The sequence below is a fragment of the Kitasatospora sp. NPDC001660 genome, from assembly GCF_053596725.1.
This window is the reverse complement of sequence record NZ_JBSFGU010000012.1, coordinates 67,400-91,244: the sequence shown is the minus strand read 5'-3', so window position 1 is coordinate 91,244 and position 23,845 is coordinate 67,400. Positions and strand designations below refer to the sequence as shown.

At 73.7% G+C, this 23,845-nt stretch carries 25 protein-coding genes; 16 read left to right on the top strand and 9 right to left on the bottom strand.

All coding sequences use genetic code 11. The features are described 5' to 3' along the window. Positions 1-2: 2 nt before the first annotated feature. Complete coding sequence (locus ACWCXH_RS15830; protein WP_449802099.1) at positions 3-1,571, top strand: glycerol-3-phosphate dehydrogenase/oxidase; 1,569 nt, start codon at positions 3-5, stop codon at positions 1,569-1,571. On the opposite strand, the gene ACWCXH_RS15825 is transcribed toward ACWCXH_RS15830, so the two are convergent. The 3 genes from ACWCXH_RS15825 to ACWCXH_RS15815 are packed head-to-tail and all read right to left on the bottom strand — an operon-like array spanning position 1,568 to position 2,850. Beyond that, positions 1,568-2,020, bottom strand: coding sequence for a hypothetical protein (locus ACWCXH_RS15825; RefSeq protein WP_449802001.1), 453 nt, complete (start codon positions 2,018-2,020; stop codon positions 1,568-1,570). The two genes, ACWCXH_RS15830 and ACWCXH_RS15825, sit on opposite strands and share 4 nt — an antisense overlap. Then, positions 2,017-2,505 (bottom strand): MarR family winged helix-turn-helix transcriptional regulator, encoded by a 489-nt coding sequence (locus tag ACWCXH_RS15820; RefSeq protein ID WP_449802000.1) that lies wholly within the window; start codon positions 2,503-2,505, stop codon positions 2,017-2,019. The genes ACWCXH_RS15825 and ACWCXH_RS15820 overlap by 4 nt, the downstream gene beginning before the upstream one ends. A gap of 51 nt (positions 2,506-2,556) precedes the next feature. Then, positions 2,557-2,850 (bottom strand): hypothetical protein, encoded by a 294-nt coding sequence (locus tag ACWCXH_RS15815; protein ID WP_449801999.1) that lies wholly within the window; start codon positions 2,848-2,850, stop codon positions 2,557-2,559. Between the two features lie 255 nt (positions 2,851-3,105). Here ACWCXH_RS15815 and ACWCXH_RS15810 point away from each other — a divergent pair, with 255 nt between their 5' ends. Next, positions 3,106-3,681, top strand: coding sequence for a TerD family protein (locus tag ACWCXH_RS15810; RefSeq protein WP_359965676.1), 576 nt, complete (start codon positions 3,106-3,108; stop codon positions 3,679-3,681). Positions 3,682-3,741: 60 nt separating this feature from the next. On the opposite strand, the gene ACWCXH_RS15805 is transcribed toward ACWCXH_RS15810, so the two are convergent. Beyond that, on the bottom strand, positions 3,742-4,989 hold the full coding sequence (locus tag ACWCXH_RS15805; RefSeq protein WP_449801998.1) for an FAD-dependent monooxygenase: 1,248 nt from the start codon (positions 4,987-4,989) through the stop codon (positions 3,742-3,744). A gap of 214 nt (positions 4,990-5,203) precedes the next feature. On the opposite strand from ACWCXH_RS15805, the gene ACWCXH_RS15800 reads away from it, so the two are divergent. From ACWCXH_RS15800 to ACWCXH_RS15775, 6 genes are all read left to right on the top strand, one after another. Then, positions 5,204-7,243, top strand: coding sequence for an oxidoreductase (locus ACWCXH_RS15800; RefSeq protein WP_449801997.1), 2,040 nt, complete (start codon positions 5,204-5,206; stop codon positions 7,241-7,243). Between the two features lie 31 nt (positions 7,244-7,274). Then, positions 7,275-7,808 (top strand): PadR family transcriptional regulator, encoded by a 534-nt coding sequence (locus ACWCXH_RS15795; RefSeq protein WP_449801996.1) that lies wholly within the window; start codon positions 7,275-7,277, stop codon positions 7,806-7,808. Between the two features lie 52 nt (positions 7,809-7,860). Further along, positions 7,861-8,097 (top strand): hypothetical protein, encoded by a 237-nt coding sequence (locus ACWCXH_RS15790; protein WP_449801995.1) that lies wholly within the window; start codon positions 7,861-7,863, stop codon positions 8,095-8,097. Between the two features lie 244 nt (positions 8,098-8,341). After that, positions 8,342-8,584: a helix-turn-helix domain-containing protein gene (locus ACWCXH_RS15785; protein WP_449801994.1), complete on the top strand. Its 243-nt coding sequence runs from the start codon at positions 8,342-8,344 to the stop codon at positions 8,582-8,584. 83 nt (positions 8,585-8,667) lie between these two features. Continuing rightward, positions 8,668-10,215: a hypothetical protein gene (locus tag ACWCXH_RS15780; protein WP_449801993.1), complete on the top strand. Its 1,548-nt coding sequence runs from the start codon at positions 8,668-8,670 to the stop codon at positions 10,213-10,215. A gap of 104 nt (positions 10,216-10,319) precedes the next feature. Further along, positions 10,320-11,075: a serine hydrolase gene (locus ACWCXH_RS15775; RefSeq protein WP_449801992.1), complete on the top strand. Its 756-nt coding sequence runs from the start codon at positions 10,320-10,322 to the stop codon at positions 11,073-11,075. Between the two features lie 64 nt (positions 11,076-11,139). Here the strand turns inward: ACWCXH_RS15775 and ACWCXH_RS15770 are convergent, their stop codons facing one another. The 5 genes from ACWCXH_RS15770 to ACWCXH_RS15750 all read right to left on the bottom strand — a co-directional run bounded on the left by ACWCXH_RS15770 (position 11,140) and on the right by ACWCXH_RS15750 (position 16,648). Next, positions 11,140-12,273, bottom strand: coding sequence for an FAD-dependent monooxygenase (locus ACWCXH_RS15770; protein ID WP_449801991.1), 1,134 nt, complete (start codon positions 12,271-12,273; stop codon positions 11,140-11,142). A gap of 58 nt (positions 12,274-12,331) precedes the next feature. After that, on the bottom strand, positions 12,332-12,928 hold the full coding sequence (locus ACWCXH_RS15765; RefSeq protein ID WP_449801990.1) for a GTP-binding protein: 597 nt from the start codon (positions 12,926-12,928) through the stop codon (positions 12,332-12,334). 2 nt (positions 12,929-12,930) lie between these two features. Then, positions 12,931-13,350, bottom strand: a complete 420-nt coding sequence (locus ACWCXH_RS15760; protein ID WP_449801989.1) for a DUF742 domain-containing protein — start codon at positions 13,348-13,350, stop codon at positions 12,931-12,933. Beyond that, positions 13,350-13,811, bottom strand: a complete 462-nt coding sequence (locus ACWCXH_RS15755) for a roadblock/LC7 domain-containing protein (RefSeq protein WP_449801988.1) — start codon at positions 13,809-13,811, stop codon at positions 13,350-13,352. Before ACWCXH_RS15755 ends, ACWCXH_RS15760 begins: the two co-directional genes overlap by 1 nt. 197 nt (positions 13,812-14,008) lie before the next feature. Continuing rightward, positions 14,009-16,648: a sensor histidine kinase gene (locus tag ACWCXH_RS15750; RefSeq protein WP_449801987.1), complete on the bottom strand. Its 2,640-nt coding sequence runs from the start codon at positions 16,646-16,648 to the stop codon at positions 14,009-14,011. A 1,045-nt stretch (positions 16,649-17,693) separates the two neighbouring features. On the opposite strand from ACWCXH_RS15750, the gene ACWCXH_RS15745 reads away from it, so the two are divergent. From ACWCXH_RS15745 to ACWCXH_RS15710, 8 genes are all read left to right on the top strand, one after another. After that, on the top strand, positions 17,694-17,912 hold the full coding sequence (locus tag ACWCXH_RS15745) for a hypothetical protein (RefSeq protein WP_449801986.1): 219 nt from the start codon (positions 17,694-17,696) through the stop codon (positions 17,910-17,912). Between the two features lie 67 nt (positions 17,913-17,979). Beyond that, entirely contained in the window at positions 17,980-18,285 is a 306-nt protein-coding gene (locus tag ACWCXH_RS15740) for an urease subunit gamma (protein WP_449801985.1), read from the top strand. Beyond that, complete coding sequence (locus ACWCXH_RS15735) at positions 18,286-19,152, top strand: cobalamin biosynthesis protein CbiX (RefSeq protein ID WP_449801984.1); 867 nt, start codon at positions 18,286-18,288, stop codon at positions 19,150-19,152. Between the two features lie 61 nt (positions 19,153-19,213). Continuing rightward, the gene (locus ACWCXH_RS15730; protein WP_449801983.1) at positions 19,214-19,636 is read left to right on the top strand and encodes an urease subunit beta; all 423 of its coding nucleotides are present in this window, start codon (positions 19,214-19,216) and stop codon (positions 19,634-19,636) included. Continuing rightward, positions 19,636-21,360, top strand: coding sequence for an urease subunit alpha (gene ureC / locus ACWCXH_RS15725; RefSeq protein ID WP_449801982.1), 1,725 nt, complete (start codon positions 19,636-19,638; stop codon positions 21,358-21,360). The genes ACWCXH_RS15730 and ureC overlap by 1 nt, the downstream gene beginning before the upstream one ends. Further along, positions 21,357-22,067: an urease accessory protein UreF gene (locus ACWCXH_RS15720; protein ID WP_449801981.1), complete on the top strand. Its 711-nt coding sequence runs from the start codon at positions 21,357-21,359 to the stop codon at positions 22,065-22,067. Before ureC ends, ACWCXH_RS15720 begins: the two co-directional genes overlap by 4 nt. 75 nt (positions 22,068-22,142) lie before the next feature. Then, positions 22,143-22,763, top strand: coding sequence for an urease accessory protein UreG (ureG, locus tag ACWCXH_RS15715; RefSeq protein ID WP_449801980.1), 621 nt, complete (start codon positions 22,143-22,145; stop codon positions 22,761-22,763). Then, positions 22,760-23,728 carry an urease accessory protein UreD gene (locus ACWCXH_RS15710; RefSeq protein ID WP_449801979.1) on the top strand — a complete coding sequence of 323 codons (969 nt, stop codon included), beginning with the start codon at positions 22,760-22,762 and terminating at the stop codon, positions 23,726-23,728. Before ureG ends, ACWCXH_RS15710 begins: the two co-directional genes overlap by 4 nt. Positions 23,729-23,845: the final 117 nt, after the last annotated feature.

Sequence of the window (23,845 nt, the reverse complement as noted above, 5' to 3'; positions counted from 1 at the left end):
CGATGACGCCCCCCTCCGAGCCGACCGCGGGCCCCTTCACCGGCACAAGCCGACTCAACGGCGCCAGACGGGCGTTGGAGCTGGACGCGCTCGCCGACCGGCCGCGGGTCGACCTGCTCGTGATCGGCGGCGGCGTCACCGGCGCCGGGGTGGCCCTGGACGCCGCCGCGCGCGGTCTGCGCACGGTGCTCGTCGAGTCCCGCGACCTCGCGTTCGGCACCAGTCGCTGGAGCTCCAAGCTCGTGCACGGCGGCCTGCGCTACCTCGCCTCCGGACGGATCGGGGTGGCCCGCGAGAGCGCCGTCGAGCGCGGGGTGCTGATGACCCGCACCGCGCCGCACCTCATCCGGGCCCTGCCCCAACTCGTGCCGCTGCTCCCCGACTTGCTCCGCCCCGGGCAGGGCGCGCTGATCCGCGTCGGCTTCCACGCCGGCGACGCGCTGCGCCTCGGCGCGGGCACACCGGGCGCGCTGCTGCCCAGGGTGCGCCGCATCGACGCCGAGCGGACCCGCGGGCTGGTGCCGGCCGTGCGGACGGCGGGTCTGCGCGGCGCGCTCGTCGCGCACGACGGCCAACTCGTCGATGACGCGCGGCTGGTGGTGGCGCTGGCCCGGACGGCCGCGCAGTACGGTGCGACGGTGCTGACCAGAGTCCGCGCCGAGGACGTCACCGGCGGTTCGGCACGGCTGGTCGACACGGTGAGCGGACACGAACTGACGGTCGGCGCGGGCGCCGTCGTCAACGCGACCGGCGTGTGGGCCGACGAGGTGGACCCGTCGATCCGGCTGCGGCCCAGCCGCGGCACCCACGTCCTGGTGGACGCGGCCGCGCTCGGCCACCCCACGGCCGCGCTCACCGTGCCGGTGCCCGGCTCGACCAGCCGGTTCGTCTTCGCGCTGCCGCAGCAGCTCGGGCGGGTCGCGATCGGCCTCACCGACGAGGACGCGCCGGGCCCCGTCCCGGACGAGCCGGTGCCGACGGACGGTGAGATCGCCTTCCTCCTCGACACCGTCAACGCGGCCCTGAGCACCGCTCTGACCAGGGCGGACGTGTGCGGCGCCTACGCCGGGCTGCGCCCGCTGATCGACACCGGGGGCGGGAACACCGCCGACATCTCCCGCGAGCACGCGGTGCTGGAGTCCCCGTCCGGGGTGGTCACGGTGGTCGGCGGCAAGCTCACCACCTACCGGCGGATGGCCGAGGACGCGGTGGACGCCGCCGTCCGTCTGCGCGGCCTCCCGGCCCGGGCGTGCTGGACGGCCCGGCTGCCGCTGGTCGGAGCCCCCGGGCACCGCGACAGCCGCCCGCTCCCGGAGCTCGGCGTGCCCGCCTCGCTGCTCGCCCGCCACGGCGGCACGGCGGCGGAGGTGCTCGCGGCCGGTGAGCTCGCCCCCATCGCGGAGGGGATCGACGTGACGCGCGCCGAGATCGCGTACGCCGTCACCCACGAGGGCGCGCTGGACGTGGCGGACGTGCTCCACCGCCGGACCAGGATCGGCCTGGTGGCAAAGGACGCGGAGCGGGCGGCGAAGGCCGTCGAGGAGATCCTGGCGCAGTGCCAGGACGGTTAGCCGCCGAAGGGCTTGAGGTCGGGCTCGACCCAGCCGGTCCGGGCGCGCTCGTCGGCGAGTGTCCCGGGCCGGTAGTGGCGGGCGAGCAGCCCCTTGTCGAGCAGGTCGCGGTGGCGGTCGGCGAAGGCCTCGAAGTCCTCGTCGGCGGTGGCGCGTCGGGCGACCAGCTCGACCCAGGCGCGGGTCGTCGTGACGTGGAACTTCCGCGGCGCTCCGGCTCGGGTGGCGGTGGCCCGGATGCCGTCGGCGACCAGGGCGAGGGTGGCGTCGCGGCCGTGCCGGCGGACGGCGAGCCAGGTGAGGTGGACGTGCTGGCGGTGGCCGAAGCGCTCGGCGCCGGCCATCACGTCGTGCATCAGGGCGGTGAACTCGGCCGGAGCTGTGGGGAGTTCGGGTGCCGTGGGCCTGGCGGGCGCGGTGGGGGCGGTGGGGGCGTCGGGCGGGGTCATGCGGAGGCCTTCGTCAGGGCCAGGAGCACGGCGTGGAAGCCGTCCACCTGGGCGGGGGAGAGGTCGTGGAGCGCGCGGCGCTCCAGGCCGGTCACCGTCCGCCGGATGGTGTCGGCGGTCTGCCGGCCGGAGGGGGTGAGCTCGACCAGCACCGATCGGCGGTCGCCGGCGCGGGTGCCGCGGGTGATGTGGCCGCGCTGCTCCAGGCGGTCGAGGACCCCGGTCAGGGTGGTCGGCCGGGTGCCGGCGGCGGCGCCCAGCTCGGAGGCGGTCCGGGCGTGCCCGTCGGCGAGGTTGGCGAGCGCGTTGATCTCGGAGGCGGTCAGGCCGAGGCCGGCGAGATCGGCGGTCAGCGACTGGAGCGTGGCGTGGGTCGTCCGCTGCAGCGCGAGCAGCGCGGACGCGCCGGGGGCGTCAGGCTCGGCGGGGTCGTCGGACGCGCCGGGCTCGCCGGGGGTTTCGGGTGGTGCGGAGTCGGACGTCACGTTTTCGGATATTACGGTTCCGTAGTATCCGGGGCAAACCCGGTACGGGCCTCAGCGCTCGACCCGCTCCGGCATCGCGCGCGCCGCCCCGTCCAGCTCCAGCACGCACGCGAGCGGGTGCTCCGCCACCCCCGTGCGCTCCAGCCGCACCGCGAGCGGCAGCGGTGGCTCGTCGGCGAGTTGCACGGCCAGCGTCAGCGGGTAGGTGCCGTGCCCGTGCACGCGGTGGAACGCGTACTCCTTGCCGTCCACCAGCAGTTCGGTCTCGGTGATCCAGCCGGAGCGGACGTTGACGGTCACCGAGTGGCTGCCCTGGTCGACGTGGAAGCTGTACCGCTGGCGCATGGGGACCTCCGCGCGGTCGCGGGGCGGGGCGTCCCGCCCGCACGGCCAGTCTAGAGTCGGGCGCCCGGCCGGGCCCGCCCGCACGGAGGCCGGGCCCGCCGCCGCGAGGGCGGTGGCCGCAGGGTCGCGGATCGTGTCGCCGGTTCCGCCGCGCGCCCCTGAAAAAGCCGGGGGGCGGCATCGACCGCAGGTGGATTCTCGTGATCTCTACAGTGTTGTAGATTCGTCCGCAGGGAGAGATCCGAGGAGGGAATCGTGGGAGTTTCGCTGGCCAAGGGCGGCAACGTCTCGCTGAGCAAGGAGGCGCCCGGCCTGAGCGCCGTGATCGTCGGGCTCGGTTGGGACGTTCGGACCACCACCGGGGCGGACTACGACCTGGACGCCAGCGCGCTGCTCTGCAACGCCCTCGGCAAGGTCGTTTCGGACCAGCACTTCGTGTTCTTCAACAACCTGCGCAGCCCGGAGGGTTCGGTCGAGCACAGCGGCGACAACCTGACCGGTGGAGGCGACGGCGACGACGAGCAGATCAAGGTCGACCTGGCCCGGGTGCCCGCCGACGTGGCCAAGGTGGTCTTCCCGGTGTCGATCTACGACGCCGACGCGCGGATGCAGAACTTCGGCCAGGTCCGCAACGCGTTCATCCGCGTCGTCAACCAGGCCAACGGGCAGGAGATCGCCCGCTACGACCTGAGCGAGGACGCGTCCACCGAGACCGCGATGGTCTTCGGCGAGCTGTACCGCAACGGCGGCGAGTGGAAGTTCCGCGCGATAGGCCAGGGCTACGCCTCCGGCCTGCGCGGCATCGCGAGCGACTACGGCGTCAACGTCTGACCGTCCGGCGAGTCCTCACGGGGTTTCGGCGGCAGCCCGCTCGGCCGACCGTCCGGCCGCTCACGTCCGTTCGCCCGGCCGTGCGCCGAGCGGACCGCCGCCGAAACCCCCGCTGCCGGTGAGCTGCCGGTGCCACCAGCCGACCATCCCGGGCTCGTCCATGGCCGACCAGTCCGGCGCGTCGACGACCTGCGCCCCGCCGAGCCGGCGGCCCAGGTCCACCAACTCCCGCCCGGCCTCGCCCCGTTCGCGCTCGTAGGCGCGGAGCGCGCGGGCCCACGAACCGTCGGCGCCGTGCACCGCCTGCTCGAAGGCGTGCGCGTCCTGGAGCGCCTTCACCGCGCCGCTGGTGTTGTGCGGGCGGACGACGGTGGCGGCGTCGCCGGCGAGGAGCAGGCGGCCGGCCGTGCGCCGCGGGGTCGCGAGGTCGTAGATCGGCTGGAGGAAGGTCCGCTCGGGCGGGGTCAGGGTGACCACGGCGGCCCAGTACGGCGGCAGCCGGCGCTCGGCGAGTTCCGCGAGTTCGCCCGCCCGCCCGGCGCCGAGCGCGCCCGCCGGGATGCTGGTCGGCCCGCTCAGGCGCAGCCAGTCGGGTGTCGGCGCGTAGAAGACCCAGTTCACCTGCGTGGTGCCGGGATCCACGCCCGGGATGCGGTAGAGCACGACCTGGCCGCCCGGGTAGCAGACGGTCGCGCACTCGTCCTCCGGCCAGGCCCCGGCCCCGCCGGGCAGCCGTTCCAGGAGCGCGGCGTCGTAACTGCCGCGCCAGCACACGTATCCGGCGTACTCGGGCCGGGCCTGCGGGCAGACCGCCTCGCGGACCGCCGAGCGGTAACCGTCCGCGCCGACGACGAGGTCGTACGGCTCCCGGCCGCCGCGGGCGTCGGCCACCCAGGCGCCGTCCCCGTCGGTGCCGACCTCCGTCACCGTCGTGCCGAGCCGGTACTCGACGTTCTCGGGCGTCCGCTCGCGCAGGGACTGCCAGAGCACGCCCCAGTGAAAGGAGTGGAACGCGAACGGCTGCCCCCACAGCAGCCGTCCGCGCGGGTCGCCGCCGCCCGACGCGTCCCGGGTCACCCAGCGGCGCAGGGCGAGGCGGTGGCGGCGGACGCCCGCGGGGACGTGCCCGGCGCCGACGAGCTCGGCGAAGCGGTCGTCCAGGACGCAGAGACCGACGCCGCGGTCCTCCAGCAGCCCCGGGCTGCGCTCCAGTACCACGACCCGCTCGGCGCCCTGCCGGGCCGCGGCCCGGGCGAAGGCGCTTCCGGCGATGCTGCCGCCGACCACGGCGACCGAGCCACCCCGCACGTCCGTCCCCCTCCTGTGCTTCGACTGCGCTCGGACAGTGCTCCGACGTCGCTAGGACGATACGCCGGGTGCCGCGGCCCGCGGTCCGCTTTCGGGCAAACGGGGCACGGATCCATTATGCAACTAGTTGCACATGGCTCCGAGCGTCCCCTACTCTGCGGTAACCCAGACGGCAACCAAGAACACCCGCGCCCCGAGGACCCAGGAGACGTCGATGAGCGCCACGCCCGGCAGCCCCTACCCCCACCTGCTCAGCCCGCTCGACCTCGGCTTCACCACCCTGCCCAACCGCGTGGTGATGGGCTCGATGCACGTCGGCCTGGAGGAGGCCCCCGGCGGCTTCGACCGCATGGCCGCCTTCTACGCCGAGCGCGCCCGCGGCGGCGTCGGCCTGATCGTCACCGGCGGCATCGCCCCCAACGAGGCCGGGCGCCCCTGGGAGGGCGGCGCGATGCTCACCACCGAGGAGGAGGCCGACAAGCACCGGGTCGTCACCGACGCCGTGCACGCCGCCGGCGGGAAGATCGCCCTGCAGATCCTCCACTTCGGCCGCTACGCCTACCACCGCGACCTCGTCGCCCCCAGCGCGCTCCAGGCGCCGATCAGCCCGTTCGTCCCGAACGCGCTCACCGCCGAGCAGGTCGAGCAGACCGTCGAGGACTTCGCCCGCTGCGCCGCCCTCGCCCGCCGCGCCGGCTACGACGGCGTCGAGATCATGGGCTCCGAGGGCTACCTGATCAACGAGTTCATCGTCGCGGCCACCAACCACCGCGAGGACGAGTGGGGCGGGCCGTACGAGCAGCGGATGCGCTTCCCGGTCGAGATCGTCCGCCGGGTCCGCGAGCGGGTCGGCGAGGACTTCATCATCGTCTACCGCCTCTCCATGCTCGACCTCGTGCCCGGCGGTTCCACGCTGGCGGAGGTCGTGCAGCTGGCCCAGGCCGTCGAGGCCGCCGGCGCGAGCATCATCAACACCGGCATCGGCTGGCACGAGGCCCGCATCCCCACCATCGCCACCTCGGTGCCGCGCGGCGGCTTCGCGTGGGTCACCAGGAAGGTGATGGGCTCGGTCGGCATCCCGCTCGTCACCACCAACCGCATCAACACCCCCGAGATCGGGGAGCAGCTGCTCGCCGACGGCTACGCCGACCTGGTCTCGATGGCCCGCCCGCTGCTCGCCGACGCCGACTTCGTCGCCAAGGCGAAGGACGGCCGCGCCGACGCCATCAACACCTGCATCGGCTGCAACCAGGCCTGCCTCGACCACACCTTCAGCCTCCAGATCACCTCCTGCCTGGTCAACCCGCGCGCCTGCCACGAGACCGAACTCGTGCTCTCGCCCACCCGGTCGCGCAAGCGCATCGGCGTCGTCGGAGCCGGCCCGGCCGGGCTCGCGTTCGCCGTCTCCGCCGCCGAACGCGGCCACGACGTCACCCTGTTCGACGCCGCCGACACGATCGGCGGGCAGCTGAACATCGCCCGGCGCATCCCCGGCAAGGAGGAGTTCGACGAGACGCTGCGCTACTACCGCACCCGGCTCGCCGAGCTGGCCGTCACCCAGCGCCTCGGCGCCGTCGTGACCGCCGAGCAGCTCGCCGCCGAGGGCTTCGACGAGATCGTCCTCGCCACCGGTGTCACCCCGCGAACCCCCGCCGACATCCCGGGCGTCGACCACCCCAGCGTGGTCGGCTACCTCGACGTCCTGCGCGACGGCGCGCACGTCGGCGAGCGCGTCGCGATCCTCGGCGCGGGCGGCATCGGCTTCGACGTCGCCGAGTACCTCACCGACCAGGGTGACGCCGCCAGCCTCAACCCGCCCGCCTTCCAGGCCAAGTGGGGCATCGACCCGGAGTACCGCGAGCGCGGCGGCCTGCGCCGCCCCGAGCAGCCCTTGCCCCCGCGCCGGGTCCACCTGCTCCAGCGCAAGACCACCAAGGTCGGCGCCGGACTCGGCAAGACCACCGGCTGGATCCACCGCACCGAGCTCAAGCACCGCGGCGTGGTGATGGTCGCCGGCGTCACGTACGACCTCATCGACGACGCCGGACTGCACATCACCGTGGACGGCGAACGCCAACTCCTGCCCGTCGACACCGTCGTGCTCTGCACCGGCCAGGAGCCGCGCCGCGACCTCGACGCCGAACTGCGCACCCTCGGCCTCACCCCGCACCTGATCGGCGGCGCCGACGTGGCCGCCGAACTCGACGCCAAGCGGGCCATCAAGCAGGGCACCGAGCTGGCGGCGGCGCTCTAGGGACCGCCGCTCGCGCTCTAGGATCGACGCCATGTCGCTGCCCCACGCCATCCTCACCGCCCTGCTGGAGAAGCCCTCCTCGGGGCTGGAGCTGACCCGGCGGTTCGACAAGTCGATCGGCTTCTTCTGGTCCGCGACCCACCAGCAGATCTACCGCGAGCTGGGCCGGCTGGAGGCCTCCGGACTCATCCGGGCCCTCCCGCAGGCCGGCCCGGCCCGCGGCCAGAAGAAGGAGTACGAGGTGCTGCCGGCCGGCCGCGCCGAACTCGAGCGCTGGACGGCCGACGGCTCCGACCCGCGCGCCGTCCGCGAACCGCTGCTGCTGCGGCTGCGCGCCGCGGCGGTCGTCGGCACGGCCGGCCTGGACGCCGAGCTGCGGCGGCATCTCGCCCTTCACCGCGCGCAGTTGGACGACTACCTGGACATCGAGCGGCACGACTTCCCGCCCGAGCGTGCGGCCGACGAGAACCGGCTCCAGCACGCCGTCCTGCGGGCGGGCATCGGTCTTGAGAGGTTCTGGGTGGAGTGGCTCGCCGAGACGCTGGACGCGCTGCCGGCGGACTGACCTCCCGGCGGACTGACCTGCGGACGCCCCCGCCGTCCGCCTCGACGGCACCTTGGCCGGCGTCCGACTCGACGCCTTCGTCGGCATCGAGCGCTTCGGCGCGGCGGCGATGGTCCTCGGCTTCTTCCAGCGCGAGGGCTCGTCCGCCCAGGAGGCGTCCATCCAGTACCGCACGGCCGTCGCCAAGGTCGAGCGCATCCTCGGCGCCACGGCCGGCAGCACCCTGCCCCCGACCGCCCCGGCGACTCAGGGCGTAGCGGTCCGACCACCGCGCACATCGCTCCCGTAGCGTCGTACACGGACGCCCGCCGCGGACAGTTGGGGAGCAAGTCGGAGGCGGGTCAAGGGGATCGATCACAACGAGAAGGACGGTCACCGGCTCTCCGTCGCCCGGCAGCTGCCCGTCGAGCAGGCAATCCCCAAGCGGCGGTCAAGAATTCTTGACCGCCGCTTCGCGCGCCCTGATCTGTCGCCGTGTCACGCTGTGCGCCCACCGACGCGCGTGTGCGTGCACGCGCCGATGAGGAGGCGCCGTGAGCGAGCAGAGACGCCCGATCGAGGACTTCCCCGCCCACCCGGACGGCGACCCGGCCGCCGACCTCGCCCACGCCGTCCGCGAGCGCCGCACCGCCCTCGGGCTCTCGGTCGCCGACCTCGCCGAGCGTGCGAAGTTGACGGAACGTCAGATCCGTGCGATCGAAGCCGGGCATGCCGCGCCGACCCTTCCGCTCCTGACCGCGCTGGCCCGCGCGTTGGGAACGACGTTCGCCGCGTGAGGCCGCGCGGGTCGCGTGACCGCCCTCTACCCGACTTGGCCTGTCTTCGACAAAATTATTCCTCATCAGTAACATGGCGCCGCGTGTTCAAGAGCTCGATAGGCCGGGCCGTCCGCCCCGCCATCCTCACCCTCGTCCTGACCGGGGTCGCCGCGTGCGGGCCGACGTCTCCCGGTACCCCCCAGGCCGCCACCGAGCCGGCCGCAACCCCCGTCGCCGCCGCGGCGACCGGCGCCGGATCGCCCACGGCCGGCCAGGCCTCCGGCGCTCCGCACGCCCACGGCACCACGCCCGCCGCACCCGGCGGACGCCCGTCCGCCTCCGCGTCCGCCTCCGTCACGGCCGCCCCGGCCGGCGTCCAGCAGGCCGCCATCGGTACGCCCGGCAAGGACGGCGGCGCCGTCACCGCGACCGCGAAGAACCTGCAGCTCACGGCGTACGACCCGACGGGCGGGACGGCCGTCCTGTCGGCCGCACCGGGCACGGCCGCTCCGACAGCCTCGCCGACCGCTTCGTCGAGCGGTTCGCCGACCGCTTCGTCGAGTGCCGCGCCCTCCGCTTCGCCCAGTGCCGCCTCCGCCGTGCAGCCCGGCGCGCTGATCGCCAGCCCGCCGACCGCCGCCGCGCCCCAGGGCGCGCTCGTCGCCGTCACCGCCGTCCAGCCCGGCGCCGGCGACAGCATCAAGCTGGCCACCCGCCCGGCCACGCTCGCCGAACTGCTCGGTGGCACCGAGGCGGACGGCAAGGTCGCCGTCGACCCGCACGGCATCAAGGTCACGCCGCTGGTCAAGGACCTCAAGGCGAGCATCGGCGCGGACCTCGGCGGTGTGAAGGCCGACGCCTCCGGCACCCTGGAGGTCGATGTCAACGCCCCGATCCCGCTCCCCGAGGGCGCGAGCGTGGCGGCCACCGGCTCCCTCCAACTGCACCCCGCCGTCCACTTCGCCTACCACGGTGCCGCCGCGGGCAGCCCGCGCACCGCGTCCATCGGCTTCGACCTCGGCGCCAACGCCCACTGGAAGGTCACCGGCGACCTCGCCCGCAACACCGGCGCGGCGCCCGTCCGGCTGCCGTTCGCCAAGCTCCAGGCGAGCCCGGTGCTGACCGTCGCGGGCCTGCCCGTCGTGGTCAACCTCGGCCTCACCTGCTACCTGGAGATCAGCGCCGACGGCCAGATCCACGTGGAGGCCGAGCAGGAGGCCACCGGCACGTGGTCCGTGCGGGCCGACTACACCGGCGGCAAGGGCTGGGCCCCGCTCAGCGACGCCTCCGACACCAAGGTCTCCCCGGTCCACCTGCGGCTGAACGGCAAGGCCGGCGTCCGCGCCGCGCTCGGGGCCGAGGCCAGCATCGGCCTGTACGACACCGTCGGCGTGGAGACCACCGTCGCGCCCTACCTGAGCGCCAAGGCGGAGGGCTCGCTGACCGCCGACGTGCCGGGCGGCACTCCGCAGGCGCAGGGCAGCTGGTCGGTGGTCGGCGGCATCGACCTGAACGGCGCGCTGACCGCGCACCTGAAGGTCTTCGGCACCCCGATCATCGAGGGCAAGCTCCCGCTGCCGGCCTTCCACCGCGAGTGGCCCCTCCTCACCGGCACGGCCACCCTCCCGTCCCCGCGTCCCAGCAGCTGACGCGGCGCCACACCCACCCACATGGCCCCGGCCGGGGACACCCGGCCGGGGCCATGTGCCGTGATTCCCCCGGAAACGCCTGCCGACCGGCCTAGGCTTGCCGGATGTTGTCTGTGGTGGTGGCTCCCTGGGGGAGCGGTGAGCCGGTGTTCGTGCGGGCGGCGGACGAGCGGCACTATGCGGCGAGCACGATGAAGGTCGCCGTGCTCGCCGCACTGCACCGGAGCGGCGTCGACCTGGACGCCGAGGTGCCGGTCGTGAACCGGTTCGACTCGGCCGTGGGTGGCGAGTTCTCCAACTCCCGTGACGGCGACGGCGATCCGTTCCCCTGGGGGCTCCTCGGCGGGACGGCTCCGCTCCGTACACTCGCCGAGCGGATGATCACCCACTCCTCCAACCTCGCCACCAACCTGTGCCTCGCCGCCGTCGGCCCCGAGGCGGTGGCCGGGGTCTGGCGGCGGGCCGGGGCGACGCACAGCGCCACCCCGCGCGGGATCGAGGACGCCGCCGCGCGCGAAGCCGGAGTCGACAACCTGGTGACCGCCCGCGATCTCGTGCGGCTGCTGCGATCCCTGGACGGCGAGCCGGAGTTGCTGGCCCTCCTGGAGCGCAACGCCTACCGGGTGGACCTCGCGGCTGGCCTGCCGCCGGGCACCCGGATCGCGTTCAAGAACGGCTGGGTCACCGGCGCCCGGCACAGCGTGGGCGTCGTGTACGCGGACGACTGCCCGCCCTACCTGATCGCCGTCTGCTACACCGGCCCGCTCGCCTCCGGCCACGGCACCACCGACCCGGCGGCCCGGCTGGTCGCGCGGATCTCGGCGGCGGTCTGGGACCGCCGCCGGGACATCACCGCCTGAGACGGCCAGCCCGAGCGGCCAGTGGCCAGCCTGGGACAACCAGCCCGAACGAACAGCTCTGCCGTCAGTACGGCTTGACGAGGACGTGCGCCGCGCCGGGGACGCCGACCTTCAGCAGTTCGTCCTCCTCCGGCGTGGTGGGCGTGCCGGTCTCCTGCTTGAGGATCGCGCGGGACAGCGCCTGCACCCACAGGGCGCGCGGGCGGCGGCGCTCCTCCCAGGCCGTGAGCGCGGCCTCGACGGAGTCGGCGGCGTCCAGGCTCTCGGCGAGCACGAGCGCGTCCTCGACGGCCATCGCGGCGCCCTGGGCGAGGTGCGGGGTGCTGGCGTGGGCGGCGTCGCCGGCGAGGGCGATGCGCCCGACGTGCCAGGGCTCCTCCACCGTCACCTGGGAGATGCGGGAGTAGACCACCGCGGCCGGGTCGGTGACCTGGGCGAGCGCCTCGGCGATGGGGCCGCCGAAGCCGGCGAGCCGCTCGGCGAGCTGCTCGTGGGCGCGTTCCGGGTCCGGGCGGAAGTCCTCGGCCTCGGCGAACACCGAGCCCAGGTACATGAGTTCGTCGCTGATCGGGGTGAGCAGCGCCTTGGCCCTGGGGTTCCCGGCGGACATGACCACGCCCCGCACCTCGGGCGAACGCGGCAGCGTGACCCGCCAGTTGGCGAAGCCGGTGTACTCGGGCGGGTACCTCTCCCCGTACAGGCGTCTGCGCAGCGGCGAGCCGATGCCGTCGAAGCCGGCCACGAGGTCGTAGCGGCCGGTGCGGCCGTCGGTGAGGGTGACGTCCACGCCCCGGTCGTCCTGCGCGAGCGAGGCGATCGTGGTGCCGAAGCGCAGGTGTGCGCCGGCCTCGGTGGCGGTGGTGGCGAGCACCTCGGCGAGGGCGGGGCGCGGGATGCCGTTGTTGGCCGGGGCGTCGCCCATCCGCGGCTGCGGGATCCGGGCGAGGGTGGCGCCGGCCGGGTCGCAGATGGTCAGCACGTCCCATGCGAAGCCGGCGGCCAGGCAGGCGTCCAGGGCGCCGATCTCGCGCATCACGTGCAGGGCGTTGGACGGCTGGATGATGCCGACGCCGAGCGCTTCCAGGCCGTCGCGCAGCTCGGCGACGTCGACGTGGTGGCCGCGCCGGGCGAGGGCGGTGGCGAGGGTGAGGCCGCCGATGCCGCCGCCGTGGACCAGGACGCGCAGGGGTGGGGTCATGCCGGGCTCCAAGGGGTGGATTTCAAGCCGGGGTTCGGCCGGCGGACCGGCCGGCGGTTCAGCCGGCGGGGGCGGCGCCGGCCGGCTCCATCAGGTGGTCGACCAGGGCGAGCAGGAGGTCCCGGCCGAAGGCCCGTTCACGGACGTCGCCGATCAGCATCGGCACCTGCGGGTCGAGGTCGAGCGCGGCCCGGATCTCGTCGGGGGTGCGGGTGTTGCGGCCGTGGAAGCAGTTGATCGCGACCACGAACGGGATGCGCCGGCTCTCGAAGAAGTCGATGGACGCGAAGCTGGTGTCCAGCCGCCGGGTGTCGGCGATGACGATGCCGCCGAGCGCGCCGTTGACCAGGTCGTTCCACATGAACCAGAAGCGCTCCTGGCCGGGCGTGCCGAACAGGTAGACGACGAGGTCCGGGTTGACGGTGATCCGGCCGAAGTCGAGGGCGACGGTGGTCGTGTCCTTCTGGTCGACGCCGGCCAGGTCGTCGATGCCGACGCTGGCCTTGGTCAGGTACTCCTCGGTGCGCAGCGGGGCGACCTCGCTGACCGTGCCGACGAGGGTGGTCTTGCCGACGCCGAATCCGCCCGCGATGAGGATCTTGACGGCGGCGGGTGCGGCGGGTGCGACTGCGCTGGTGGAGTCGGGTGTTGCCATGTTCAGAGTCTCCGGAGTCCTTCGCGTACGGCCGTGAGCAGGCCGAGGTCCGCGCCGCCGGCGGCCCGGGCCACCGAGAGCGGCGCACGGGCCCGCAGCAGGCCCTGGGCGACCAGGTCGCCGAGCAGGATCTTGGTGACCGAGACCGGGAGGTCCAGGCCGGCCGCCACCTCGGCGACCGCGGCCGGGCGGCGGCAGCGGTCGAGGATCGCCCGGTGCTCGGGCTGGAGGCCGCGGGCGCCGGCCCGGCTGCGCGTGAGGGCCCGGGCGGTCTCCTCCTCGTCGGTGGTGAGCACCGTGATCAGGGTGAGGTCGTCGCGCTCGGGCGCGGTGCGGCCGCGGGTGATGGTGTACGGGCGCACCATCGTCCCGGCGCCGTCGTCCGCGTCGTCGAGTTCGCTCCAGTGCGGGACCACCCGCATCAGCCCCGTCCGGTGGCGCCGGGCCTGCGGGCGGCGAAGGCGTCGAAGGAGCCGGGGGCCGCCTCGTCGCGGGCCGGGGTGCCGAGCTTCTGGCCGACCTGCTGCACGAGGGTGTGCATGGCCACCGACATCACCTCGGCGTCGACCTCCTGGGAGGCGATGACGGCCAGGTGGGTGCCCTGGGCGGCGGCGATGACGAACAGCCAGCACTCGGCGAGCTCGACGATCACCTGGTGGACCGGCCCGCCGTCGAAGAGCTGGCCGACGCCGCGGGCGAGGCTCTGCTGGCCGGTGGCGACGGCGGCCAGGCGCTCGGCGTCGGCGCGCTCGATGGAGCGGGAGTGGCTGACGACCAGGCCGTCGTCGGAGAGCAGCACGGCGTTCCTGGTCCCGGGCACGGAGTCGACGAGTCCGTCCAGCAGCCAGTCGAGGTCCTGGTGGGTGGCGATCGTTCGGTTCATCGGATACCTCCGTGGATTGTCCCCGGTGGTGACCGGAGGGGGGATTGGACTTCCCGCACAGCGGGGCAGAGAGCGGTGATACGGGGCAGGGGGAGACCGCCGCGGCATCTGCAGGCCGACAGGCGGCGCACTCGCTGTGCTCGGCCGGTGACGACCCGCGAGGGTCGGGATCCGCCTAGGTGACGGGGCGGTCGAGGTCAAGACTGGTCGTCCGTCCGCGTGGATCGGGTGCCCGCGTCGGGCCGGGCCCATGGTGACGGGCCCGGCGCGGGCGGGGCGGGATGTCCGGGCGGGGTCTCGCCGCTGTCCTCGGAGCCGCTCTGGCGGCCCTGGGCGCGGGCGGCGCGGGACTGGCGCTGGAAGGCGCCGATGGTCGCGCCGGAGCGGCGCACCGGGCGCTGGAACGGACCGCCGGAGGGCTGCCCGCCCGCGATCTGTCCGTCCGCGATCTGCCCGCCAGCGATCTGCTTGTCCGTCAACGGTCCGTCCGCCGCGGGCCCGCGCGCCTCGGGACGGTCCCCGGGCGGCGGCGGGACGCGCAGCTCGGCCGCGAGGCTGGCCTGGCGGATGCGCTGCGGCAGCGGCGGCTGGTGACCGTCGGCGGCGCTGAGCGGCACGGCGGAGGCGTACTCGCGGCGCCGGCGCCGCTCGGCCAGCCGGTAGTGGTCGGCCGGGCGGTACTGCTCGTCGGCGTACGGCGCCTCGGCGTCCGTCACCCGGGCGTAGGCGATGTCCGGGTAAGCGGGGGCGTCGTGCGAGGGCGCCTCGTCGAGGGGCGCGTCGGAGGCCGGGGAGCTGTGCTCGATCGGCTGGTCGGCGTGCGGGGCGTCGGGCAGCGGCCGGGCGTGCTCGACGTGCCCGACCGCCTCGACCGGGACGGGGCTCCCACCGGTCGGCCCGAAGGCGTCCACCGGGGCGACCGGCGCGGCCGGCCGCGGCGCGGGCGCCTCGCTGGAGGCGGTCAGCAGTGCCTTGCGCGAGCGCCGCACGAGCGGGATCGGCCCGCCGGCCGCGGCCGGCGCGGGGGCGGCGTCGGGCAGTCCGGCGTCGCCGTCGATGACGAGCTCCGCCGGGACGAGGACGACCACCCGGGTGCCGCCGAAGGCGGACGGGCGGAACTCGACCTTGAGGCCGGCGTTGGCGGCCAGCCGGGCGACCACGTGGAAGCCGAGGCGGATGTCGTCGCCGCGCTCCAGGACGTCGATGCGGGCCGGCGGGCGGCTCATCAGCGCGTTGGCCGCGTCGTACTGCTCCGGGTCCATGCCGAGGCCGCGGTCCTCGATCTCCACGGCGAGCCCGCGCCCGACCATGGCGGCCCGGACCTCGACCGGCGTCGGCGGCTTGGAGAAGGTGGTGGCGTTCTCCATCAGCTCGGCGAGCACGTGGGCGACCGGCCCGACGGCCCGTTCGGAGAGCCAGGGGTGGCCCTCGACGTCCAGCATGATCCGCCGGTAGTCCTGCACCTCGCCCTGCGCGGCGCGCAGCACGTCCAGCAGCGGGACGGGCTTGCGCCAGCGCCGTTGCGGCTGGCCGCCGGCCATGATGACGAGGTTCTCCTCGTAGCGGCGCAGGCGCGCGGTGAGGTGGTCGAGGTCGAACAGGCCCTCCAGGACCTCCGGGTCCTCGTGCTTGCGCTCCAGCTCGTCCAGGCGGCGCAGCTGGCGGCCGATCAGCAGCTGGGTGCGGCGGGCGATGCGCTGGAGCAGCCGCTCGAAGCCGCGGTGCTGCTCGGCCTGCCGGACGGCGGTCTCCAGGGCGGAGGTGCGGGCGGCGTTGAGCGCCTGGCCGAGGGTGGCCAGTTCGTCGGTGCCCCGGCCGGCCTGGCCGGTGGTGATGGCCTGGGACTGCGCCTCGACGTCGACCTGCTCGCCGCGTCCGAGGCGCTCCACGACCTCGGGCAGGGTGCGCTCCAACTCCTCCGCCTGGGTCTGGAGTTCCTTGATCCGGCGGCGCAGCGAGCGGCTGAGCCGCCAGCTCGCGACGCCGATCCCGACGACGGCGACCAGGCCGACGACGGCGGTCAGCACGACGGTGGTCAGGAGCGAGAAGATGGAGTTCAGGCCGACCTTGACCACGCCGTCGGTGCGGGTCTCGATCGCCTTGACGAGCTGCGGGTTGACCTGGTCGACGGCCTGGCGCCACTGGTCCTGCATCGGCGGCAGCTTGACGGTGGCGCCGCCCGGCTCGGCGGCGGTGGGCTTGGTGAGGGCCTGCTCGACGGCCGTCTTCGCCTGCCAGGACGGGCTGTTCATCAGGTCGTGCCAGGCCTGCGCCTCGCCGGCCGGGATGTAGGGCGCGATCTGGACGGTGAACAGGTGGTCCTGCGCCCCGATCGCCTCCTGCACCTGCTGGTACTCGGCGACGCCGAGCCGCCCGGAGGGCCAGCCGCGGGCCAGGACGGCGTCCTCGCGGGCGAGCATCTCCTTGGCCCAGAAGGCGTTCACGAGGGTCTTGGAGATCCAGGTGATCTCACCGGTGTCGACATGGCTGAGCGCGGTGAACAGCCGCAGGTCGACGGCGATCAGGTCGGTGTAGTAGGCGTACAGCGACTGCTGGTCGATGGTGCCCCGGTCGACGGCGGCCCGCTGCTCGCCGAGCCGGCCGAGCGCCTGGCGGGCCTCGGCGACGGCGGTGCGCACCTCGGCGGGCGCCTCGTCGGCGGCCTCGCCGGAGAGCGTCTGGAACTGGCGCACCGCGTCGTCCGTCAGCTGCCGCTGGTGGCGCAGCTGGTCGACGCCCGCGCCGGGCCGGGCGAGCGCCTCGGCGCTGAGCCGGCGCTCCTCCTGGAGGTTGTAGTAGACGATGTTGGACGGCTGCCCGGCCTTCTGGGCGAGCATGCCCTGGGCGGCCTGCCGATGGAAGGAGGAGAGCGTCTCGCCGCTGGTGACCGCCCAGAGCAGGGCGAGGGCGATGCTGGGGACGACGGCCAGGACGAGCAGCGCCGTCCGCAGGGACAGGCGCGGACGCCTGCGGGGGGCCTTCGGCGTCGGGGGCCGCCGATTCGCACGCGCGCGCAGAGCTGACTCCTTAGGGCGGGCTTTTTGACGAAGCGATACTAGTCATACCGTGTTATTGGAGTGAAAGCCTGTTCGCCGCCTGGACGGTGCTCGCACACCCGTCGGACACAATGTCATCTTGCCGTTGACCGTTTGCCGGCGAACGACCCCCGTTCGGAGCTGTCGGACACAGTGTCATGCACGCGATTGCCGAACGGGTGGCGTTCGTGTGAAGAGTGTGTGATGTCCATCGCGGACATGTCATCAGGTGGCGGGGCGTCGGGCCCAGCTCCTCCGTCGGCACCCGCCCGGCCTCCTCGGCGTCCCCGCGGTGCGGCGCCGCGTCGCGCGGCGCGGCCTCGGGGATGCCCGGGATCGGGCAGGGGGTCTGCCGGCGCATCGTCGGCTCCCACTGCCGCCCGCGTCCGTCGCCGCGCGGCGCGGTCGGTTCGGCGTCGAGGTCGAGCCGGTCGAGCGGTCGCTTGCCCCCGATCGGGTGGAGTGGGATCCACGGGTCCGTCACGTCCCCCTCGCTTTCCGCGACCCGGTGGCCGCGCCCAAATGTCTGAATTGCCCGCGAAGGATGGGCTTCGTGGTGAATTCCTTGGCATGACCACGCTCTTGTTCCTGGCGGCCGTAAGTAAAACTTCGCAAAGAATGCAACTCTTCAAGGGGTGCGTGACCTGCAGATTCAACAGAATGTTGCAGCTCAGGGGCATGGTGATCACCGTTCGTCATTCGGACGTAACGTGTTGTGTGCGAGCATGTCGGCAATCCGCAGGAGTACGGTTCCGAAGGAATCGCGAGCTGTTCGTGAGCAAGTCGATCGGGCTCGCGGATTATTTCGTCATGCCGTGAAGAGCCGAAGCGGGAATTGGTGCGACGCATGAGTCAGGAAAAGGGCGGACAGGGCGGCGGCGGGACCACCCGCCCGATATCCGCCAAGTCGGCTGTCGAAATCATGCAGGGGGTCGCCCAGGTCGATTTCACGCCGTCCGCCGTCTCCGCGCCCTTCGGTGGCCCTGCCTTCACCTGGCCGTTCGTCGTCACCACGTTGCTGTTCCCCGGGGCGGTGCCGGAAATTCCACGCCTGCGCCGAGTCTGATGGTTCGTGCCATCCCCCGAACTCCCCCTGCGATTCCTCGGAAAGCCGGAAAGGAAGCGTGATCCCCGTGAACCTGTCCCCGCGCGAGATGGACAAGCTGTACATCTACGTTGTGGCCGATCTGGCCCGCAAACGCCGCGACCGCGGCGTGAAGCTGAATTACAGCGAGGCCTGCGCACTCATCAGCGAGGCGATCATGGAGGGCGCGCGGGACGGGCGCACCGTCGCCGAGTGCACGGAGATCGGCAAGCAGGTCGTCAGCGGCACCGAGGTCATGCCCGGCGTGCGCGAGATGCTCCCGCTGCTCCAGGTCGAGGCCGCCTTCCTCGACGGCACCAAGCTCGTCTCCTGCCACGACCCGGTCGGTGCCTGAGTGACGGTGGACCGCCGGGCCGCCACCGTGGTGCTGGCCGGCGGGCACGAGAGCGACCACGCCCGTGACCTCGCCCCCCTGGTGGAACGCGAGCCCGCCGTCCACGCCGCGGCCGCCCCGGGCCGCGAGCTCACCGGGGCCGTCCGCTCGGCGCTCGCCGCCACCGGCGGACCGGTGTGCGTCGTCCCCATGACGCTCGGCCGCGACCCGAAACTGGTCGCCGACAGCGCCCGCGCCCTGCGCTGGCTCGCCGCCGGCGAGCCCCGGGGCCGACTCGCCCTCACCGCACCGTTCGGCGCCGCCGAACACCTCGTCGGCTGGCTGCGCGCCACAGCCCCGGCCGCCCCCGAACCCGACGGCGCGGTCCTGGTCACCGCCCCGGCCGCCGGACCGTTCGAGGACGCGGAGCTCTTCCGGATCGCCCGGCTCGTCCGCCAGCACGGGCACCACCGCTGGGTGGAAGTGGCCCTCGCGGGCGGCGACCCCGACCCCGCCGAGGGCGCCGAACGCTGCCGCCTCCTCGGCGCCCGGACCGTCACGGCCGTCCCGGCCTCCTTCGGACCGGCCCTGCGCACCGACCTGCCCGGGGTGCGCGACGGCGGCCCGCTGCTGCGCCCGGCCGCGATCGCCGGGGTGGTCGCGGCCCGCGCGGCGGCGGCCCTGTACCTGCTCGGCCACGGCGAGGACGGCGTCGCGGCCGGCCTCGACGCCGAGCACGGGCACGGATACGCCCACAGCCACGGCCCGGGCGGCGCCCACAGCCACGGCCCGGGCGGCGCCCACACCCATGGGCGGGGCGGCGCCCACAGCCACGGGCAGGGGCGCAGCGACCCGGACGGCCACGCGCACGTCCACACGCACCACTGAACCGAGAGAACCGACAGAACCGACAGAACCGACAAGAACCGACGGAGAGGAAGGGCCAGCCATGTCTGGTGGCGCCACGTACCTGTACGGCGACGACCCGGTAGAGATCAACGCCGGCCGCGCCACGGTCACCATCACGGTCAGCAACACGGGCGACCGGGCGATCCAGGTCGGTTCCCACTACCACTTCTTCGAGGCCAACCGCGCCCTCGACTTCGACCGCAACGCCGCCTTCGGCAAGCACCTGGACATCCCGGCCGGCACCGCCGTCCGCTTCGAGCCGGGCGACACGAAGGACGTCACGCTCGCCGAGTTCGGCGGCCACGGCCGCCTGGTCGGCTTCAGCAACCTCGTCGACGGCGGCATCAGGTCCCCCGACACGCGCGCCCGCGCCATCGGCCGGGCGATCGCGCTCGGCTTCAAGGGCACCAACCTCGACCACAAGGTCGACCACAAGGACGACCACAAGGAAGGCACCCTCTGATGGCCATGCTCTCCCGCAAGCAGTACACCGACCTGTTCGGGCCCACCGTCGGAGACCGCTTCCACCTCGCCGACACCAACCTCGTCGTCGAGATCGAGAAGGACTTCAACCAGGGCCACTACGGCGACGAGGCCGTCTACGGCGGCGGCAAGGGCATCCGCGACGGCATGGCCCAGGACCCGGCCGCCACCTCCGTCCAGGGCGCGCTCGACCTGGTCATCACCAACGTCGTCGTGCTGGACCCGGTCCTCGGCGTCGTCAAGGGCGACATCGGCGTCAAGGACGGCTTCATCGCCGCCGTCGGCAAGGCCGGCAACCCGCACACCCAGAGCGGCGTGCACCCCAAGCTGGTGATCGGCCCCGGCACCGAGGTGATCTCCGGCGAGCACCTGATCGCCACCGCCGGCGGCATCGACACCCACATCCACTTCATCGCCCCGCAGCAGGCCCAGGAGGCGCTGAGCAACGGCATCACCACCCTCATCGGCGGCGGCACCGGCCCCTCCGACGGCACCAACGGCACCACCTGCACGCCCGGCCCGTGGAACATCGGCCGGATGTACCAGGCGGTCGAGGACCTCCCGGTCAACGTCGGCCTCCTCGGCAAGGGCAACGGCTCGCTGCCCGGCGCCCTGCGCGAGCAGGTCGAGGCGGGCGTGTGCGGCCTCAAGGTGCACGAGGACTGGGGCAGCACCCCGGCCGCGATCGACACCGCGCTGCGCGTCGCCGACGAGTACGACGTCCAGGTGGCCATCCACACGGACACCCTCAACGAGGGCGGCTTCTTCGAGGACACCCTCTCCGCGATCGACGGCCGCACCATCCACACCTTCCACACCGAGGGCGTGGGCGGCGGCCACGCCCCCGACATCATGCGGATCGCCGGCGAGGCCAACGTCCTGCCGTCCTCCACCAACCCGACCCTGCCCTACACCGTCAACTCCGTCGACGAGCTGCTCGACATGGTGATGGTCTGCCACCACCTCAGCCACGACATCCCCGAGGACGTCTCCTTCGCCGACTCCCGGGTGCGCGCCGAGACCATCGCCGCCGAGACCGTCCTGCACGACGAGGGCGTCATCTCGATCTTCTCCTCCGACTCGCAGGCCATGGGCCGCATCGGGGAGTCCTTCACCCGCGCCTTCCAGACCGCCCACCACTGCAAGGACCAGCGCGGCAAACTCGCCGGCGACACCGGGCGCAACGACAACTTCCGGGTGCTGCGCTACCTCGCCAAGCTCACCATCAACCCGGCCATCGCCTCCGGCACCGCCGACCACATCGGCTCCCTGGAGCCCGGCAAGCTCGCCGACATCGTGCTCTGGCCGATCAACTCCTTCGGCGCCAAGCCCAAGATGGTCATCAAGGGCGGTGTCATCAACTGGGCCCTCATGGGCGATCCCAACGCCTCGCTGCCCACCCCGCAGCCGGTCTACTACCGTCCGATGTACGGCGCCTTCGGCCGCGCCAAGCAGGCCACCCGGGTGTCCTTCATGTCCCAGGCCGCCGTCGACCTCGGCGTCCCGGCCGCGCTCGGCCTCGACAGCCGCGTCCTGCCGGTGCAACGGTGCCGCTCGGTCGGCAAGCAGCACATGATCCGCAACGACGCGCTGCCGAAGATCGCGGTCGACCCGGAGACCTACAAGGTCACCCTGGACGGCGAGCCCGCCACCATCGAGCCCGCCCGCGAACTCCCGCTCAACCACCTGTTCTACCTCGCGTGAGCGGCGCCCCGGCCCCCACGGCCCCGCTCGGCGCCCTGCTCGTCTGCCTCCAGCTCACCGACTCCGCCTTCCCCAGCGGGTTCTACACCCTCTCCCACGGCCTGGAGGGCTACGCGCAGGCCAAGGCCGTCACCCCCGACACCATGCCGGAGCTGCTCACCGACCTGCTCCGCCACTCGGTGGGCCCGGCCGACGCGACCGCGCTCGCCCTGGCCCACCGCGCCGCGACGGCCGGTGACTGGGACCTGCTGGCCGAGGTCGACGAGCGGCTGCACGCGACCAGGCTCAACCGCGAGCTGCGCCTGGCCGCGACCCGGACCGGGCGCCAACTCCTGGACATCGCACGGGAGTCGCTGGGCGGTGAGCCGCTGGAGCGGTACGCCGCACTGGTCGCCGACAAGCGTGCCCCCGGCTCGCAGGCGGTCGCCGCCGGGGTCGCGTACGCGGCGGCCGGCGTGCCGGTCGAACAGGCCGTCGCCAGCGACCTGTTCGCGTTCTGCACCAGCTTCGTCGGCGCCGCCCTGCGACTGCGGCTGACCGACCACCGGAAGGCGCAGGTCGTGCTGCGGGCGGTCGCGCCCGTCATCGAGGAGGTCGTCCAGGCGGCCCTGGAAAGGGAGTTGGCAGACCTCGGCGGCTGCGTGCCGGTCGCGGACGCGATGTCCGGACGGCACGAGCGGGCCGAGGCCCGGCTGTTCATGAGCTGAACCGCCCCGGGGGCGCGCGCGACCGCACCCCCTGGGCGGAGGAAACACACGCAACACCGCACCAGAGGAGGAAAGTTGACCGAGAACGTGCTCCGTGTGGGCATCGGCGGCCCCGTCGGCTCCGGCAAGACGGCACTCATCGAGGCCCTCGTCCCGGTCCTGATCGCGCGCGGCCACCACCCGGCCGTCATCACCAACGACATCTACACCCAGGAGGACGCCCAGCACGTGCGCCGCACCCTGGCCGGCGTGCTCGACCCCGAGCGGGTCGTGGGCGTCGAGACCGGCGCCTGCCCGCACACCGCCGTCCGGGACGACCCGACGATGAACCTCGCGGCCGGCGCCGAGCTCCTGGAACGCTTCCCCGACGTCGACACCCTGCTGTTCGAGTCCGGCGGCGACAACCTGACCCTGACCTTCAGCCCCGTCCTGGTCGACCTCTTCCTCTTCGTCCTCGACACCGCCGAGGGCGAGAAGATGCCCCGCAAACGCGGCCCGGGCATCACCGAGTCCGACCTGCTGGTCATCAACAAGATCGACATCGCCCAGTACGTCCGTGCGGACCTCGGCGTGATGGAGTCCGACGCCCACCGCGTCCGCGAGGGCGGCCCGGTCGTGCTCACCAACTGCCTGACCGGCGAAGGGCTGGAGGAGATCGCCGACTTCCTGGCGACCTTCCGCAAGGTCGCCGCATGACGGCGCCTCCAGATGTGGTGACGCCCCCGGACGTGGTGGTACCCCGGCTCGACCCCCGGCACTACGAGCCGGCCCGCGTCCCGGCCGAGGTCCGCCGGCACGCCGGCACGCCCGACACCCTCGGGGTCGGGCGTCCCGGCAAGGTCGGCCTGCTGGAGCTCGCCTTCGAACGGATCGGCTCCCGCACCGAACTCACCGGCCACTACCAGAAGTCGCCGCTGCAGATCATGCGCCCGCTGTACTACGACCCGGCCCGCCCGGACCTCGCCGTCACCCTCCTGATGTCCACCGGCGGCGGCATCCTCCAGGCCGACCGGCTCCGCACCGACCTGCGCTGCGGGGCGGACACGGCGGTGCACCTCACCACGCAGGCGGCCACCAAGGTCCACCGGATGGAGTTCGACTACGCGACGCAGCTCGTCAACCTGCACGCCGGCCCCCGCGCCTACGTCGAGTACCTGCCCGAGCCCGTCATCCCCTTCGCCGGCTCCCGCCTCTACCAGCGCACCGTCCTCACCGTCGACCCCACCGCCACCGTCCTCGCCGGCGAGACCGTCCTCGCCGGCCGCCTCGCCCGCGGCGAACGGAACGCCTACCGGGTGTTCGCCTCCGACCTCGAGGTCCGGCGCCCGGACGGCCGGCTGGTCGCCCTGGACACCGTCCGCCTGGAGCCCGCCGGCGGGGGCGTCACCGGCCCGGCCGTGCTCGCCGGACACGACGTCATGGCCAGCCTGTACGCGATCACGCCGCTCGCCCCGGCCGCCCGGGTCGCCGACACGCTGCACGACGCCCTCGCCGACTGCGGCCTGCTGTACGGCGTCAGCGTCCTGCCGCACGACGCCGGCGCCTGGCTGCGCCTCCTCGGCGACGACACCCGCGCCTGCGCCGCCGCGCTGCGCACCGCGTGGGACGCCGTGCGCCGGCTCCTGATCGGCGCCCCGGCCCCGGCCCTGCGCAAGACCTGACCAACAGGGGCCGGAACCGCTGGCGGCACCAGTCCCACCGGTACCAGTCCCCGGTGGACGACCCCGTCGCACTCCCGCAGCAGGGCCGAGAGGTCGGGCGGGACCCGCTGCCCGAGC

Coding starts and splice junctions, on each gene's coding strand:
- ACWCXH_RS15830 (WP_449802099.1), top strand. CDS start 3: ATGACGCCCCCCTCCGAGCCGACCGCGGGCCCCTTCACCGGCACAAGC.
- ACWCXH_RS15825 (WP_449802001.1), bottom strand. CDS start 2,020: ATGACCCCGCCCGACGCCCCCACCGCCCCCACCGCGCCCGCCAGGCCC.
- ACWCXH_RS15815 (WP_449801999.1), bottom strand. CDS start 2,850: ATGCGCCAGCGGTACAGCTTCCACGTCGACCAGGGCAGCCACTCGGTG.
- ACWCXH_RS15800 (WP_449801997.1), top strand. CDS start 5,204: ATGAGCGCCACGCCCGGCAGCCCCTACCCCCACCTGCTCAGCCCGCTC.
- ACWCXH_RS15795 (WP_449801996.1), top strand. CDS start 7,275: ATGTCGCTGCCCCACGCCATCCTCACCGCCCTGCTGGAGAAGCCCTCC.
- ACWCXH_RS15775 (WP_449801992.1), top strand. CDS start 10,320: ATGTTGTCTGTGGTGGTGGCTCCCTGGGGGAGCGGTGAGCCGGTGTTC.
- ACWCXH_RS15770 (WP_449801991.1), bottom strand. CDS start 12,273: ATGACCCCACCCCTGCGCGTCCTGGTCCACGGCGGCGGCATCGGCGGC.
- ACWCXH_RS15765 (WP_449801990.1), bottom strand. CDS start 12,928: ATGGCAACACCCGACTCCACCAGCGCAGTCGCACCCGCCGCACCCGCC.
- ACWCXH_RS15760 (WP_449801989.1), bottom strand. CDS start 13,350: ATGCGGGTGGTCCCGCACTGGAGCGAACTCGACGACGCGGACGACGGC.
- ACWCXH_RS15755 (WP_449801988.1), bottom strand. CDS start 13,811: ATGAACCGAACGATCGCCACCCACCAGGACCTCGACTGGCTGCTGGAC.
- ACWCXH_RS15750 (WP_449801987.1), bottom strand. CDS start 16,648: ATGCTCGCCCAGAAGGCCGGGCAGCCGTCCAACATCGTCTACTACAAC.
- ACWCXH_RS15745 (WP_449801986.1), top strand. CDS start 17,694: ATGAGTCAGGAAAAGGGCGGACAGGGCGGCGGCGGGACCACCCGCCCG.
- ACWCXH_RS15730 (WP_449801983.1), top strand. CDS start 19,214: ATGTCTGGTGGCGCCACGTACCTGTACGGCGACGACCCGGTAGAGATC.
- ureC (WP_449801982.1), top strand. CDS start 19,636: ATGGCCATGCTCTCCCGCAAGCAGTACACCGACCTGTTCGGGCCCACC.
- ACWCXH_RS15710 (WP_449801979.1), top strand. CDS start 22,760: ATGACGGCGCCTCCAGATGTGGTGACGCCCCCGGACGTGGTGGTACCC.